The sequence below is a fragment of the Pyxidicoccus fallax genome, from assembly GCF_012933655.1.
Taxonomy (GTDB): domain Bacteria; phylum Myxococcota; class Myxococcia; order Myxococcales; family Myxococcaceae; genus Myxococcus; species Myxococcus fallax.
The window spans coordinates 1-15572 of the sequence record NZ_JABBJJ010000301.1 but is presented as its reverse complement, the minus strand read 5'-3'; the positions used below and the strand labels follow the sequence as shown (position 1 = coordinate 15572).

Sequence of the window (15572 nt, the reverse complement as noted above, 5' to 3'; positions counted from 1 at the left end):
AGTCCACGAGGGAGACCGCGCCACAGAGCGTGGACGTCACCCATGCGTCCGAGCGCGGCCCGTCTCCCACCGCGTTCCGGGCTTGGATGGTGAATGTGTAGCGCGTCGCGCTCGCCAGCCCTTCGAGCGTGGCCGTCGTCGCGTTCCCCGCCACGCGCACCTGTACGTCGCCTGGCTGCGCGGTGACGACGTTGTCGGTCAGCGGGCTGCCTCCGTCGGACCCGGGAGTCCTCCAGGTGAGGGTGGCCCGCGTGGCCTCGACGGAGACGGTGAGGATTTCCACGGCGCCAGGGAGGTCCGGCGTGGTGATGGGCTGCGAGGGCACGGACAGCGGTCCCTCGCCCACCGGGTTGGAGGCCTGCACGGTGAAGGTATACATCGTGCCGTTGGCGAGGCCGGGCACGGTGGCCCGGGTGTCCTTGCCCGGCACCGTCACCGCGATGTCGCCGGGGCTCGCCCGCACCGTGTACGCGTGGACGGGGGCGCCACGCTTCGGCTCCGGCGCCGTCCACGCGACGCGCGCCTCGCGCACGCCCGCCTCGGCGGTGACATCGATGGGGAGGCCAGGAGGCTGCACGGCCTCGTCTTCGGAGGAGCCGCAGCCGGAGAAGAGCCACGCGAGTGCTGCGAGCAGGACACAGAGGGGGACCCGGGTTACCGGAGGCATGGGGGTGCTCTTGTCAAAGAGAGAAGACAGCACCTCGGGGCCGGCGCGGAATGCTCCGGCCCCGGTGCGGGGGGCGGCGCAATGCAGCCCACATGCCCGCTTTGGCGCGGCGCCCAGGCCCCACCCAGGTGGGCGAAACCATGCCTCCGTCCACGTGGCCCGTGCAGCGCGGTGCACACGCATGCGCACCGCGCACTGCACAGTCCTCGCTCCCGTCAGCTCAGCACGCTGTCATCGGACCAACGCACTGGAACACCGACCGGTTTGAACCCTAGAGATGCTGCAGAATGGCGCGCACCCCACCGGGGGCCGTCAGGGATGCCCGCACCCTCCTGCGGCCTCCATACCGAGAGCAGCTCCGAGCACTCAGTAAACGGGTTCACACGAGGGGCAAGCGCGACAAGTGAGCTCGTTCACACCAGGAGGGTGAAGCGCGCCACAGCTCAGCCAGGGTTCGGGTGGCAAGCTGGCTCCTATCTGGGTTGCAGCGGTTGCGCACCTGACAGTGCATCCCTTTCAGGCGAGTCAATCTGGGTACGGTACTCGGGCGCCGACCCGCCAACTCCATGCAATACCGCTCCGGAAAGTGACAAGAGGGAACCTTGACTACTCGACTCTACATGGTGCTCATAGAACAGGGTGACAAAGCCATCTGGGACAATCAGCAGAAGCTAATCCGGAAAACCCGGGTGGGAATACATGACAATTACGAATGCGAGGTCCACTTCAAGGGCGGATCTTGGGTTGAGACCATGGGGTTCCGGTACGACCTCGTCAAGCCTTACGTCGGCAAAGGTGACGACCTCTTCTGGCTCAGGAAGTACATGACGAGCCTGATGGCAGCCCATGACAGGAAGCTCATCACTCGCGGCCACGGCAGCTTGCATCTCTACGGCATCATGGGGCCCGCGTGTTTTGCAGATTTCCTGCTGGACATGGGGTTGAACCAGGACACCAAGATCGACATGACAGGCTGCTCGCTAGGGGTGGGCCCCAACGTCCAACCCAACGAGATCCCAAACAAGGCGGCCGAGGCCGTCGGCATGGGCTCCTATGCCCAGCGCTTCCAGCTGGCGCTGTACGAGAAGCGTGGGCTTCGCTGCACCGTCCACGCCCGCACATCCGCCACCACCGTGGATGATAATGGGCGCAAGACGACACGGGATCCCGTGACCGGGGAGCACGTCCACAAGGGCAGGCACAGCAAGATCATCTTCAACATCGACAACACCGGAGCGCAGTTCATGCTCTATGCCTACGCCCCATCGTCGGAGACTGGGTTGACCGAGTTGTTCGAGTCTCCTGGGTGAGGGCTCAAGAACCATCCCTGTACGGCGCGTGATGCCGCCTGAAGACGATCCTTTTCAAGGTGAATGAGAGGGTCGACGTGTCGTCCCGGGTGAGCAGCACCGCCCCATGCCAGGCGTGATGGGCGGGGTACATCGAGGTCAACGTGCTCGTGCCGTCGGGGGCCGTCGACCAGGCCTGGCGCTCCTCCAGGAGTCCGAGGAGCGCGCGTCCCGGGAAGCCCCACCGGACAGGCTTCCCTGGAGAGCCCGGGCGCCAACGACACGGATGAGGCCGTCTGCCCCGTCCACGGCCAGCGTTCCACCGCCAGAGCATGGGAAAGACGGTTCCAGACATCGCGAGACACCTGGATGGGACGTGTCCGCCAACACACATCGAGCGGGACGTATCACCCGAGTGACAGTGCCCCCTGGGATCCGGCTAGGCTGCCTGCCATGCGTGACATCGTGGCCTGGCTCCTCGGGCTTGCGCTGGAGGCCCTCGAGCGCTCCGAGGAGGAGGTGGCCCTCCGGCGGCTGCTGGAGGCCTGGGACGAGGGGCGGGCCGAGCGCATCGCCGTGCTCGCCGAGCGACTGACGAAGCTGGCCAACCGGCCATGGCCGAGCCATGGCCGGTGGTTCGGCCTGCCGCGCCAGCTCGAGTCCATCGTGGACAGGTCAGCCCAGCTCTCCGCGGAGGAGATGGTCCGGGAGCCCTGCTTCCTCGATATCTTGAGGGCGGACCCCCGCTTCACCCCCTCGCTGCTGGCCCTCGCGGCCCTGCCCAAGGCCCATGACGAGGTCCTCTTCCGCCAGCTCTGCAGGCTGCTCATCCTGGTGAAGGACCCGCGCTCCCTCGAGCCGCTCCGCGCGCTGCACGCGAGCCTGCCTCCCGACAGTGGGTATGCGCAGCAGCTCGGCAGCGCCATCACGCTCATCTCCCAGGTGGAGGTCCCCGTGCTGGGCGCGGAGGCCTCCGCCCTGTGTGACGCGCTGGAAAAAGCCCTCACCCGGCGTGAGGAAAGTGAGGCCCGGAGCGCGCCGCTGCGCGAGGAGCTCTTCGCCCGTATCGGCGCGAATCCGGACGATGACGGGGCCCGGCTGGTGCTGGCGGACCACCTGCTGGAGCACGAAGACCCGCTGGGGGAGCTCATCATGCTCCAGTGCCAGCCCCGGCCCGACGAGGCTCGGGTCGCGCAGCTGCTGGAGCTGCACGGCGCGAAGTGGGAGGCGCAGCTCGGCCCCTACGTCGAGCCGGGGAAGACCCGCTTCGAGCGAGGCTTGCCGGTGGCTGCCGTGGCTGCCCGTATGAAGTGGCCATCCGCGAAGAGCCCGTCCCCCGGGCCATTCTGGCTCACGGTGCGGGAGGTGGACCTGGACTGGCACTCCTCGCCAGCGCTGGCGGACTGGCTGCCGCACCCACACCTGAGTCGCGTGACGGTGCTGCGGCAGGTGAGTGCCGCCGTCGCGACGCGGCTGGGCCGGCATCCGCTGCCGGTGCGGCGTCTCGAGCTGAGAGTCGACGAGGCCCCGTTTTCCGAAAAGGACATGTTCGCTTCGCTGTCCTCCCTTCCGAACCTGACCTCGGTGACGGTGCGGCGCGCGACACCGTTCGAGGTGGGCGTGTACGCGAACTCGGTGCTGGGCCCGCGCCTGGAGCGCTTCGAGGCCTGCGGTGACGGCTGGTCCCTCGTGGTGACACTCTCGGAGGAGGTGCCCGTCGAGGCCACGCTGCTGCATGAGCGGTCCGGCGCGTCGGGGGAGCTGGCGCAGGCCATCCACTACGCGAAGGGCTTCAGCATCCGAGGGCTGCGCATCCGCACCCAGCGCCGCCTCGCTCCGGCCATCGTGCGCGGGCTGGAGGAAGCCACGTCCGGCTACATGCGTGTCGAGTGGGACCTGCCCCCGGCTCGAGATGACGATGCCGCGCAGGCCGGCCGTGAGCCCCTTGCCTGTCATGGCACGGCGGGAGTTGATGCAGGCGAAGCAGGTGGCCCGATGGGCCAGGCCTCCCAGGGGTTTCCTCCCGAGCATGCGGCCAGGGCGCTCGTCGAATTGGGACGCTCCTTCTTGGAGAAGAAACAGCACACGCAAGCCATTGCGGCCTTTGACGATGTACTCCGGCAATTCGACCGCGCCCCCTGGGACATGAGCCTGCGCCAGCAAGTGGCCGAGGCCCTCGTTCAAAGGGGTGTCGCCTTCGCACAGCAGGGCCGACCCCAGCAGGCATTCATTTCTTTCGAAGAGTTGATCCGCCGTTTCAACGCAGGCTACGGCTTGCCCGACGGATGGCCGCCGTCCAGCTTCAGGACGGGTAGGAATGAGAACCGCTCTTCCGTCCCCGACCTGCACCTGTGCCTGCTGGTGGCCGAGGCCTTCATTCAAAGGGCCGGTATCCTCGCGCGTCAGCGCCAGCCTCTGGCGGCGGTCGCCTCTTTCGACGAGCTCGTCCGCTACTTTGGCGACGCTGTCGAAGCTCCGCTGCGCGAGCAACTGGCACTCACTTCCACCCCTGTCGGCATGCTCTTTCGGCGGCATGGCCAGAGCACGAAGGAGGTCCAGGATTCCAGAGCGCCGCTGCGCCGGCCGGTCTCCGAAGCACTCCGTAAATCGGGCTTCTGCGAGCTCACTGAAGCCAAACGGAGAATCCAGCAGGGCGAGGAGGGAGCGGCTTCGATGCTCCTCTCGGCGAAGGACAGGTTCGAGGCGGCGGCAACGCTCGAGCCCGACAGGCTCACCGTGCTGCACCATGCTGGCTACGCCGCGTTCCTGCGGGGCAGCCGGGACGAGGCCCGCGCCATCTTCTCGAAGGTCCTGGGCCGCGGCGGCGAGGCGCTGCCCGAGCTCGCCGGTATGAACGCCTACCCCATCCCCCAGGATGAAGAATTCCGCTCGCTCCTCCGTGAGCTGAGCGAGGGGCGGGCGGCGGATTAGCCCCAGGGGCACATTCGGCCAACGCCGAGAGCCTCCGCTCGGCTCACCGCTGCTCGGAGAAGACGAGCTCGAGCCTCACCGGGTGGTGATCGCTCAAGGCGGTCCCTCCATCGGCCGGCGCCGCGAGCCCGGTGACGACGGACGGAGCCGAGGTGCCGATCTCCTCTTTCAGGCCCGGCGTCGACACCATGTGGTCGAGAACAATCCTCGCCGGAATGAACGTCACCTGGCCCGACTGCTCCAGCGCCCGGGAGAGGACGGTGTTCCCGGCATCGCCCTCGAAGATTCCGAAGAACTCCGCGGCGCGCCGGTCTCCGAAGGCTTCGTTGAAGTCCCCGAGCAGCAGCACCTCGTCCTCGCCAGCGTTCTCGATTGCGTCCAGCTGCTCCACGAGCACGCGAGCAGAATCAATCCGCTGCTGTTCGTCGGCCTGGGTCGTGCCCGCCTTGAGGTGGACGGTCATCACCGAAAAGCGTGCGCCCACGCCGGCCACGCCGAAGTCTGCCCTCAGCGCGGGACGGGGGAAGAGCGGGGACGCGGTGAACAGTTCCTCGCTCGTCCCGAGCGTGACGGCGGAGGTCCGCCACAGCAGGCCGACCCGGATGGGAGGGTTGACCGACTGCGGTGTCCCGAGCACGCCCTGGTACCCGGGCATCGCATTCACCAGCGTCTGGAACGCCGCGGGGTCTGCCACCTCCTGCACCGCGATGACATCCGCATCCAACGCCTGCATCGCCGCGGCGACGCGCGCGGGAGCCTCCGACGTCGCGGGGAAGTCCTTCAGGTTCCACGTGGCGACGTGAAGGGTCGCCTTCGCCGGCTCCGTGGGAGGGGAGCCGGCGTCCGGAGAGACGGGGGGGTCCGTGGGCTCGCTGCAGCCCCAGAGCGCCACCGGGGCAATCAGCGTGAGAGAAAGAACGAGTGGGAGATGTCGATGACCGTGAGTCGCCATAGAGGCCGCGATTCTACCCGGCTGGCAAGGGCCCCGGCGGGATTCCCCGCTGAAGAAGCACAGACTCCTGGCGGAATGGGGACTTGAGGGACCCGAAATGGCCGCGGTCTGGCGCCTGGCCCCGCATCGAGAATCGTGGGTCCTGGGCTACCGTAGGCACTTGCGCCTTCCCTGGAGACATCGTGATGAGGAGTTCGCTGCCCGTGGCCGTGTTCGCCGTGCTGACCCTGTCCCTGGGGTGTCCTGGACCTTCCGTTGAGGACGACGACCTGGCCGGAGACGCTGGGACCGAGACCGATGGCGGCACTCGGACCGATGCCGGCACCCCCCGCGACGCGGGCACGGGGGATGCCGGTACCCCTCGCGACGCGGGCACGGGAGATGCGGGCACCCACGGAGCAGACGCGGGCGTCTCGTGCCCGGCAGGAGAGGCGGACTGCGGCGACGGCGTCTGCACGAGCGTGAGGACGGCGGAGAACTGCGGCGTGTGCGGTAACGCGTGCGGCGACCTGGCCTGCACGCCGTCTGGCTGTGACGGTGTCTGGAAGCTGAGCGCCGCCGGGCTCCACACCTGCGCGCAGATGGACGACGGCACCGTGCGCTGCTGGGGGCGCAATCCCACCGGGCAGCTCGGGGACGGGACCACCACCTTCCGCACCCGGCCCGTCCAGGTGCTGGACCTGGCGGACGTCATCGACGTCACCGCGGCGCAGGACCACAGCTGTGCCCTCCTGCGCGACGGCGCGGTGCGCTGCTGGGGCAACAACGCCCGGGGGGAGCTGGGCGACGGGACCTCCACCCAGCGGCTGCGCCCCGTGACGGTGTCGGGGCTCAAGGCCCTGGGTCTCAGCCAGGGCGGGGCCGGCAACCTGCACACTTGCGCGATAGCCATCGACAGCACCGTGCGCTGCTGGGGCTACAACGCCACGGGCCAGCTCGGCGACGGGTCGACGACGAACCGGAACACCCCTGTCACCGTCTCCGGCCTGAGCGGAGTGGCCCAGTTGAGCACCGGCGCTGGCCACACCTGCGCGCTGCTCAACGATGGGACGGTGAGCTGCTGGGGCGCCAACCTGCACGGGCAGCTGGGCGATGGCACCCAGACGCAGCGGCTGACGCCCGTCGCGGTCTCGGGGCTGAGCGGCGCCGTGGCCATCGCCGCGGGCGCGCGGCACACCTGCGCCGCGCTCGCGGATGGGACGGCGCGCTGCTGGGGCCGCAACGAGTACGGCCAGCTGGGCGACGGCACCACCAGCACCCGCTTGACCCCCACCGCCGTGTCGGGCCTGACCGGCGTCGATTCGCTGAGCGCGCAGGACGGCTTCACCTGCGCGGCCCTCGTCAACCGCACCGGACGCTGCTGGGGCTACAACTCCTTCGGCCAACTGGGCGACGGCACCACGACCAACCGGCTCACGCCCACGGCGGTGTCGGGGCTGAGCTCCACCGGCCCCATCGTCGGGGGCGAGCGCCACGCGTGCGCGCGGCTGGCGGACGGCACCGTGCGCTGCTGGGGGAACAACGACCTGGGACAGGTGGGCGACGGCACCACCCAGCGCCGGCTCACGCCGGTGTCTCCGCGCTGGTAGCCGTGCTCAGGAAAAAGAGCGTACGTCTGGCACGGCCGGTAACGGACGCCCTGAACGCACATTGCCTGCGACAGAAGGGCCGGTTGCAGGGGAGTTCCGTGCCCTCAACCTTTTCTGGAGCGTGGAGGGGAATCCGGCATGGCGCGTAAGGGTGGCAAGGGGAAAAAGCCCGAGGAGCAGCTGGGCGGCGACGGGCCGTCGGCGGCGGCCGCCGGTGGAATGAAGACGTACCATGAAGGGGAGCGTTTCCCCGGCCGTATTGGCAGGACGTGGGAGGAGTCCGAGCCGGCCTTCCCCGTGCCTCCCGAAGCGCCGCGGGGAGCGCCGAACATCCTGTACATCGTCCTCGACGACGTCGGTTTCGGGGCGTGTGACACGTTCGGCGGTCTGGTCGAGACGCCGAACATCACGCGGCTTGCCGGCAACGGTCTCCGGTACACCAACTTCCACACGACGGCCCTCTGCTCACCGACGCGCGCGTGCCTCCTGACGGGACGCAACCACCACTCGGTAGGCATGGCCAACATCACCGAGCTCGCGACCGGCTTTCCTGGCTACGACGCGCGTCAGAAACCCGACAAGGCTGCCATTGGCGCGATGCTGCACCAGCACGGCTACGCGTCGTTCGCGCTCGGCAAGTGGCACAACACGCCATCGGAGGAGACCGGCCCCTCCGGCCCGTTCGACCGGTGGCCCGACGGGCCGCTCTTCGGGTTCGACCGCTTCTACGGCTTCATGGCGGGTGACAACAACCAGTGGTACCCGAAGCTCTACGCGGGGCGCGAGGCCATCGACCCACCGCGCCTGCCGCAAGAGGGCTACCACCTGTCAGAGGACCTCGCCGACAAGACGGTTGACTTCATCTCGAACCACGCGTCGTTGACGCCCGAGAAGCCGTGGCTCACCTACCTCGCGTTCGGCGCCTGCCACGCCCCCCACCACGTGTGGCCACAGTGGATCGAGAAGTACCGTGGCAAGTTCGACATGGGGTGGGACCGCTACCGCGAGCAGGTGCTGGCGCGGCAGAAGAAGCTGGGCGTCGTTCCGGCCAACGCCGAGCTGGCGCCCATGCTCGAAGGCGTCCCACGATGGGATGACCTGTCGGACGACCAGAAGCGGCTCTTCGCGCGGATGGCCGAGGTCTACGCCGCCTACCTGTCACACGCGGACGCGCAGATTGGGCGCGTCGTCGAGTACCTGGAGCGGACGGGCCAGCTCGACAACACGTTGCTCTTCGTGTTCATCGGCGACAACGGCTGCTCCGGCGAGGGCACGCTCTCGGGCCTCTTCAACGAGGGCGCGTTCGGCACGGAGCGCCCCGAGCGGGTCGAGACCCTGGAGCGGAACCTCCAGCGCATCGACAAGCTCGGGCAGCCGGGCTCGTACAACCACTTCCCGGTGGGGTGGGCGCTGGCGATGAACGCGCCGTTCAAGCTCTGCAAGCAGTACACGCACTTCGGCGGGACGCGGAATCCCCTCGTGGTGCACTGGCCGAAGGGCATCCAGGCCCGAGGCGAAATCCGGACCCAGTTCCATCACGTCATCGACATCGTCCCCACCATCCTGAAGGCCGCCGGGATTGAGGCGCCCGCCGTCGTCAACTCCGTCCCCCAGGCGCCGATGGAAGGCGTGCCGATGAACTACTCGTTCGACGACGCGGACGCGCCCACCCACCACCCGACGCAATACTTCGAGATGCTGGGCAACCGCGCCATCGTCGACGGGAAGTGGAAGGCCGTCACCTACCACGGCCGCAAGCCGTGGGAGAACCGTGCGGCCTGGTCCTTCGACGAGGACCGCTGGGAGGTCTACGACCTCGAGGCGGACCCGACCGAGTGCCACGACCTCATGGCGCGCAAGGACCTGTCGAAGCCGGACGACCCGGCCGTGAAGCGGATGATTCACCTGGTCGGCCTGTGGTGGGCCGAGGCAGGCCGCTACAACGTGCTCCCGCTCGATGACCGGTTCCAAGAGCGCCTGCTGGGCCGGGCCGGGCTGGCCCAGAAACGGACGCGGTTCGCGTTCGGGCCGGGGGCGGTGCGGATTCCCGAGGCCGCGGCGCCCGACACGAAGAACCGCTCGTGGGCCATGACCGCCGAGATTGAAATCCCCGAGCAGGGAGCCGAAGGGCCCATCGTCGTGATGGGCGGAGACACCGCCGGGTGGTCCCTCTACCTGCGAGGCGGCGTCCCCACGTTCTGCTACAACTTCGCCGCCGTCGAGTACACGTACATCCGCGCGCCGCAGAAGCTCGGTCCGGGCCGCCACACGCTCCGCTTCGAGTTCGAAATCCAGCCCGAGCATCGAACCGACACGGGCAAGCCCGTCATCTACGGCGCCGGAGGCATGGGCCGCCTCTCGGTGGACGGCAAGCAGGTCGCCGAGGGCAGGATTCCGCAGACGATGGCGTTCATGTACAGCCTCGACGAGACGTTCGACGTCGGCTGCGACAAGGGAGCGCCCGTGACCGACGAGTATGAGCCGCTCGCGGCCTTCACGGGCAAGGTCGTCGAAGTCACCGTGGACCTGCACCCGGAGGCGGCGCTGGAGCCCGCACGCCACACGGAGGCCCAGGTCACCCAGGCGATGGCCCGGCAGTGAGCCGGGGCACCCCAGAGGCGCAGACGCCTTCTCCAGCGAGGTTCGAGGCGGAAGACTGGGGAACGGCCTGGGACGGGGTGGAATGACGAACCCGAGCGAAAGCAAGGCGATAGCGGGGCACAGCGCGTCCTGCTTGGGGTTTCCTATCGCCTCGTCTGCGGCTTCGATTCCCGCACCACGCCCGATGGGCGGGGCACCCACTGTGGTTTGAATGCAGCCAGCGCAGATGTGAGAGTCCCCCACCGAAGCGGGTGACCCTCATTCCGCAATTGAGCGCATCGAGGCACCAGGCAGTCGGAACATCTGCGCTCTGACATTGCGTAAGGGTTTGGCCTGGTACCGCGGACGGACACGGCAGGCCAGACGGAGCGCTGCGCTTGCGCAGAGGCCAGTGTCCCTGGTTGTGTCTGGCGCTCGTGCTTCCGTGTTTCTATTGCCACTGCGTAAATTACACACAGAATGAAGGTGACCCTGTCCGAGCGCGCCTGTTCTGTCGGGTAGCGTGCAGAACCGAGGCGTGTGTCATTGGCGGGAACGAGGAGTTCGTGGGACGCAATTCATTGCACCCCAAAGGAGGACTGTTGTGAGCCCATCCAACCCCACCCCGATGAACAGACGATGGTTCCTTCGAACAGGCACACTGCTGGGCCTGGGAACCAGCAGCATCTTCACCGCGAGGGCCGCCGAGCTCGGCGTGGCTGCGAATGGCAACCTCTTCGGTGAGAGTCCCTCCCGCGAGGCCGTACTCTCTTCCAACCCACGGGGGGCGCTCTTCGAAGGCCAGGGGGTGAACGAATCCCCGGGACTCGTCCGAGCACTCCGAGCCAGCGACCCCTCCCAGCTGTCTCCAGGGCCCGTCGTCGGCACCGAAGCTGACCTGGCGACCTACCAGCTGCACTTCCGCAACAGCTACGGCCCTCGAATCCGGATCTGCATCTCGTTCTACGACCCGGCCAACTGCGCCGCCTGGGGCGTGTGGGGGACGCGGGGCTGGTGGAGCATCGACCACAACCAGTCGGTGTACCTCCTCAACACGACGCACTCGGTGGCCTACTACTTCGCCGAGGCCGACAACGGCGCATTCTGGGCCGGGGACTCCCAGTTCATCCACGCGCCACAGACCTCCCCGTTCAACTCCTGTCTGTGGAACCAGCGAATCGGTGACCGCTACCTCGGGATGCGCCAGGTGAATATGAGCGCGGGCACCTACACGGTGAACCTCATTGCCTGAACGACAGGGGCCGCGTCTGGCGCTGGCCTTGCCCCAGGGGCACGGCCAGCGTCCCTCCTCGTCGTCACGCACCCTCAGCGACTCACCTGGCTGTTGGGTTGCGCTCGAAGTACGCCCCCCCTGAAGCTTCGAGAGTGGGCGTTGAATCAAATCCGGCCCCTCCCGTCAGAAGGGTTGTACGCAGCAATGCAGCCCCCCACGGGAGTCGCCACCATGAAGACGCTGAAGGTTCTCTCGTCTGCCCTCGTCGCCTCGCTGCTGTTCGCCGGTTCCGCGCACGCCCAGTCCCACCGGGCCAGCACGCCGAACGGCCACGAAGTGCGCCAGGGCGTCACCCAGCGTTCGAATGACCGGATGGACGTGGCCGAGCTGGAGCGCGTGCTGGCCCGCTTCGATGCGGCGCGCGCCCGCAGGAACAACGCCGCCGAGCTGGCTTCCGTGGACCACCGGCTGCGCGAGCTGCTGCGCGCGGAGCTGGCCGAGAGCCGCGTGGAAACCGCCCAGGCCCGCGCCGAGGCGCGCAGGGAGTGGGGTGAGAGCCGCGCGGAGAACCGGGATGATGTCCGTGACGCCCGCGCCGAGGCGGCCTCGCTGGCGGCTCGCAGGAGCGCCGCGCGCGAGCTGAACTCCCTCATGGGTGTGCGCTCCCAGGCGCAGCTCAACCGCAAGCGCGCGCTCATCGTGGAGCTGGTACGGCTCGGCAAGCAGGAGCTGCGCGCGGACCGCCAGGAGCTGCGCGAGGACCGGAAGGACCGGCGCGACGGCTGGCGCTCCTGAGTTCCGCTGACGTCCTCGGCCTCCAGCAGTCGTCACTCCACGGTCTCCCAGGCTCCCATGCAGGTTTCTTCAACAGCCTGATAGGAATGGGGAGGAGCCCCAGGGTTCCGGTGGCTGCGGGAGGAAGTGGATGCGTCGGTGGGTCATCGGGTGGTGGGCACTGCTCTCGCTGTTCTCGACGGGGTGCTTCATCACGCCACGCGAGGGGGACATCTCCGTGGAGCTGGGCGCCGAGCGCGTGGACGTCGTCGTCCAGCTGCGCGACGTGCGCCTGGTGCCGCACGACGTCCTCGACGGGCTGCGCGTCTTCGTTCCCTACGCGGACCTCGAGTCCGCGCGCGGCCTCTTCGCCAAGAGCCCGATGGCGAAGTGGGGTGGGACGCTCACGAGCGTGACGTGGCGTGCCCGCGACCGGACGCTGGACGTGGAGGTGCGCGGCACGCTGCCCCGGAGCGCCTTCGAGACCTGCGCCCGGGCGGCGTGTGGTGGAGGGCCGGCGCCCACGGAGGACCGGTGCGAGGGCTTCCCCATCCGGCGGTGCGGGGCCGGCGGCATCCTCACGCCCGACGCCCCCCGACTGGACACGCATGAGGTCCGCGCGCCGGAGCAGTGGCCGGCGGAGGCGAAGCGGCTCGAGGCGCGGCTTGTCTACGTGAAGCAGGACGAGCTGAAGCCCGCGCTGGAGGTGTTCTCCTCCTACTCGCGTGCTCCCGTCGCGGCGCGCGCGTCGCTCCAGCAGGTGGACGCGTTCAAGCAGGCCTATGATGGCGGGGACCTGTCACGCGCCTCGAGCCTGTACGAGCACGCACGCACCACCGCCAATCCGCTCGTCCTGGAGGGCGTGCAGCGGGAGCGGATGCGCCTGCTGCACCGCTTCCTCGACAGCCACCGGGCGGTGCTGCTCTCACTGCCTCCAGGACTCGACTCCTTCGTGGGCTTCCAGCCCGATGACCGGGAGCCTCCGCTGGCCCCCATGCCCGAGCTCCTCCGCCTGCGGCTGCAGATCGCCTACGAGGCGGCACTGCGGGACTACAGGGGCCCGCGCGGGAGGGTGACCCCGGCCGACCTCGTGCTCGGCGAGGTGTGCGCGGACGCGCATATCCAGCGCAACAAGGCGAGCCGCCGGTTTTGTGACCAGCTCATGCTGCGCGGTCCAAAGGGCTGGACGTTCGCTTCCGAGCTGACACCCGCGCGCAGCGGGGGCTGACGCGGCGACCCCGGGCGCCCGGGGCTTCTCCATGAGGAGCAGCGTCCACAGGTCGAACCTGCCTCGCAGGTACTCGGGGAGCCACGCGCCGAAGCCGACACGCTGGCAGTAGAAGACGGACGGGACTGTCTGGGCCTGGGGCAGCAACGGCAACGGCGAGCTCGGGGATGGGACCCTCGCCAACCGCAGTACGCCAGTGCAAGTGTAGGGGCTGGGTAACTGATGTCAGGCTGGGCGCTCGCAGAAGGCGGGCGCCCAGCGCTTCCTTTGCCGCCTTTCGTGCTCCGACATGGCGCTTGGAAATTCCTGGGACGGCTTTTCGCCTTCACCCCTCTCCTTTTTGAAGTCCGAAATCCCCGCCCACCCGAGGGTGGACGGGGATCCACACATACGAGGAGATCGCCATGCCGGGAATCAGCAACAACGTCCGCCTCCCCAAGCCCCAGTCGGAAGTCAGCCGCAAGGAGGAGCCAGCCACCAGCGGCATTGGCTCGGCCCCCAACACCACCACCCCGGAGCAGCCCCCTTCGAGGAAGGGGCTGTCGGGGGCGGTGAATGGAGTGACCGACTCCCTCCGGGAGAAGCGCAACAAGGACAGCTTCGAGTAGCGCCCGGTCCACTCCAACCGGCTCCCGAGCAGAGCTTCTCGGGAGCCGGGAGGGAACGCGGCGCGCCAGCAGCGGTCGCCGCTGTGCCCTGCGAATCACCGAGCCAATGGCATACGACCCCCTGCTTCATGTGGGAAGCCCTTAGTCCGCAGATTTTCTGCATCATTTTCCAATGCGCCGGCTCTTCTGATTTGGGGCGGGTGGGAACCATTCTGGCTTCTCACGCCAACCTCAAACAAAGGAAGGCACATGCATCGCTTCGAAACCGTATCCTCGCGACTGCTGGGTCTGTTCACGGCGTTCACCCTGTTCGCCTGCGGCGGCCCGGCCGCGGAAGAACTGTCCGGAGAAACCCGGCCGACCACCCCTGAAGGGACCTCCGTCGACACCATGCCGCTGTCCTCGCCCAAGCCGTTCGACTCGGGCGAGACGCGTCCCCTGGAACTGGCTCCCGCCAGCATGGAGAAGGATGCCGTTGATCTCCGCGTGCGCTCCGAGTCGCCAGGCGGCCAGACCTCGCTGGTCGCCGGCTCCTACAGCACCAGCGCCACCAACAGCGCCACGGTCAACACCGCGAACGTGTACTTCAACCTCCGCGCTGGCGAAACCCTCACCGTGGGCACCTGCGGCGTGAGCGGCGCCTCGGGCAGCGGCGACACCTACCTGCGTTTCTACAATCCCAGCGGGGTGGAGGTGGCCATCAGCGATGATGCCTGCGGCGGCGTGCTGTCGAACCTCAGCTACGTCGCTCCGACCACCGGGACCTATCTGCTGCGCGCGGGCTGCTTCGGCAGCGGCGCCTGCAACGGCACGGTGGGCTACAGCATTGGCGGGGCGCTGTTCTCCTACAGCGCCAGCGCCACCAACAGCGCCACGGTCAACACCACGGATCTCTACGTCAATCTCAGCGCGGGCCAGACCATCACCCTGGGCACCTGCGGCCTGAGTGGCGCCTCGGGCAGCGGCGACACCTATCTGCGCTTCTACAACCCCAGCGGCGTGCAGGTGACCTTCAGCGACGATGCGGGTGGTAGCTGCGGCGCGTTGTCGAACTTCACCTACTACGTCTCGGTCAGTGGGACCTACGTGCTGCGCTCCGGCTGCTACAGTAGCGGCGCTTGCAGCGGCACGGTCGCCTACCTCCTCCAGTGACGGCTCCTCCCGGCTCGTAGAGAGTACGGAGCAACGGGTGTCCCGCGTGAAGAGACACGCGGGGCACCTGTTGCATGTCTCAGCGCCAGCCCCGAGTCCGTGCGGCCGAGACCTTCTCGGCTCATGAATGGGGGCTTCTCCCCATGAATGCCTGGTGGACGGCCTTGCCCCGGAGCGTCGCCGGGTGCCGATACCCGGCAACGGGAAGCACCTGTTGCGCCCCACATGCACCGCGCATGCTTTCGAGCGTCGCGCACTGGCCGTTTCCTCCTGCCGGCCGAACGTTGTACCTGGGTGCGACACACTCCGCGCCGAGCGGAGATGCGCATCGCAGCAGGAGCGCTCGCATGGCCTCTGAATCCACGAGAGGGGCCGAGCCCGTCTCGGCAGAGAGAGGCCCCTCCTCCCTGGTGGGCCCGCGCGAGGACAGAGGCCGAGGCGTGCGTTCGTTTCGCTCGCTCCGCTGGCGGCCCGGTTCACGGCCGGCCCTGTCCCACCACACACGGCCCCTGTCGGCGACGTCGTCCCTCGCGTATAGGCGGGATGGGGGCCCTGTTGAGGGGGAGGG

At 68.3% G+C, this 15572-nt stretch carries 11 protein-coding genes and 1 pseudogene; 10 read left to right on the top strand and 2 right to left on the bottom strand.

Annotated elements, in window-relative coordinates; all coding sequences use genetic code 11:
* Window positions 1-667: fibronectin type III domain-containing protein (locus HG543_RS40970; protein ID WP_169350371.1), on the bottom strand; the 667-nt coding region annotated here is incomplete at its 3' end.
* Between the two features lie 602 nt (window positions 668-1269).
* Between HG543_RS40970 and HG543_RS40965 the strand changes: the two genes are divergently transcribed.
* Window positions 1270-1977, top strand: coding sequence for a hypothetical protein (locus tag HG543_RS40965; protein WP_169350370.1), 708 nt, complete (start codon window positions 1270-1272; stop codon window positions 1975-1977).
* Window positions 1978-2409: 432 nt separating this feature from the next.
* Window positions 2410-4887: a TIGR02996 domain-containing protein gene (locus HG543_RS40960; RefSeq protein ID WP_169350369.1), complete on the top strand. Its 2478-nt coding sequence runs from the start codon at window positions 2410-2412 to the stop codon at window positions 4885-4887.
* 43 nt (window positions 4888-4930) lie between these two features.
* Here the strand turns inward: HG543_RS40960 and HG543_RS40955 are convergent, their stop codons facing one another.
* Window positions 4931-5779: an endonuclease/exonuclease/phosphatase family protein gene (locus HG543_RS40955; RefSeq protein ID WP_169350368.1), complete on the bottom strand. Its 849-nt coding sequence runs from the start codon at window positions 5777-5779 to the stop codon at window positions 4931-4933.
* Window positions 5780-6024: 245 nt separating this feature from the next.
* Between HG543_RS40955 and HG543_RS40950 the strand changes: the two genes are divergently transcribed.
* The 8 genes and pseudogenes from HG543_RS40950 to HG543_RS40915 all read left to right on the top strand — a co-directional run bounded on the left by HG543_RS40950 (window position 6025) and on the right by HG543_RS40915 (window position 15004).
* Window positions 6025-7428 (top strand): RCC1 domain-containing protein, encoded by a 1404-nt coding sequence (locus tag HG543_RS40950; RefSeq protein ID WP_169350367.1) that lies wholly within the window; start codon window positions 6025-6027, stop codon window positions 7426-7428.
* 138 nt (window positions 7429-7566) lie between these two features.
* A complete protein-coding gene (locus tag HG543_RS40945; RefSeq protein ID WP_169350366.1) occupies window positions 7567-10029 on the top strand; it encodes an arylsulfatase in 2463 nt (820 codons plus the stop codon).
* 583 nt (window positions 10030-10612) lie between these two features.
* Entirely contained in the window at window positions 10613-11260 is a 648-nt protein-coding gene (locus HG543_RS40940; RefSeq protein ID WP_343073567.1) for a hypothetical protein, read from the top strand.
* Window positions 11261-11473: 213 nt separating this feature from the next.
* Window positions 11474-12037, top strand: coding sequence for a hypothetical protein (locus HG543_RS40935; protein ID WP_169350365.1), 564 nt, complete (start codon window positions 11474-11476; stop codon window positions 12035-12037).
* Between the two features lie 130 nt (window positions 12038-12167).
* Complete coding sequence (locus tag HG543_RS40930) at window positions 12168-13244, top strand: hypothetical protein (protein ID WP_169350364.1); 1077 nt, start codon at window positions 12168-12170, stop codon at window positions 13242-13244.
* Between the two features lie 130 nt (window positions 13245-13374).
* A pseudogene (locus HG543_RS57070) lies at window positions 13375-13452 on the top strand (hypothetical protein); the annotation flags it as partial.
* A 196-nt stretch (window positions 13453-13648) separates the two neighbouring features.
* A complete protein-coding gene (locus HG543_RS40920; RefSeq protein ID WP_169350363.1) occupies window positions 13649-13852 on the top strand; it encodes a hypothetical protein in 204 nt (67 codons plus the stop codon).
* 249 nt (window positions 13853-14101) lie between these two features.
* The gene (locus HG543_RS40915) at window positions 14102-15004 is read left to right on the top strand and encodes a hypothetical protein (protein WP_169350362.1); all 903 of its coding nucleotides are present in this window, start codon (window positions 14102-14104) and stop codon (window positions 15002-15004) included.
* Window positions 15005-15572 lie beyond the last annotated feature (568 nt).